We start from the raw sequence: 607 nt of genomic DNA, 5'->3' as shown, positions 1-607 counted from the left end.
TGAAGTGACCCCTAAAAGTTAGACACGGTTATTTCATTAGGCAGCTTGATCCAAATGAGTCCGGTATTGTACCGGGCTCATTTTTAATTTTGCCTTAATCCGTTTCGTATTATAATAATCTATATATTTTTCTAATTCTATTTTAAAATGCTCTACACTTTCAAACTCTTTTATGTAGAGGAACTCCGACTTCATAATCCCAAAGAAATTCTCTATTACTGCGTTGTCGTAACAGTTTCCTTTTCGAGACATACTCTGTACAATAGCTCTTGATTCAAGTGTACAGACGTATTGTCTCATTTGATAATGCCATCCTTGATCCGAATGCATCAGTAGCTGGTGGGTTTCTGGTAAACGTTCTAATGCTTTCTCTAACATCTCTGAAACAAGTGAATACGTCGGTCTAGAACCAATTGTATAGGTAATGATTTCACCATTATACAAATCTAATACAGGGGATACATACTGTTTTTCTCCAAACAATTTAAACTCTGTGATGTCTGTTACCCATTTTTGATTCGGTGCATCAGTATGAAAATTACGCTCTAAAATATTAGGGGCAATTCTACCGACTTTTCCTTTATAGGATTTATATTTCTTCATACGC

Annotated in this window: 1 protein-coding gene; it reads right to left on the bottom strand. The window is 35.3% G+C overall.

Features of this window, described 5'->3' with window-relative positions; translation table 11 throughout:
* Positions 1-36: 36 nt before the first annotated feature.
* A partial coding sequence (locus tag MR115_RS29525; protein ID WP_242243852.1) for an IS3 family transposase occupies positions 37-607 on the bottom strand: 571 nt, incomplete at its 5' end.

This window comes from Bacillus cereus group sp. BfR-BA-01309 (genome assembly GCF_022664315.1).
GTDB lineage: Bacteria > Bacillota > Bacilli > Bacillales > Bacillaceae_G > Bacillus_A > Bacillus_A mobilis.
This window is presented reverse-complemented; position numbering and strand designations above follow the sequence as displayed.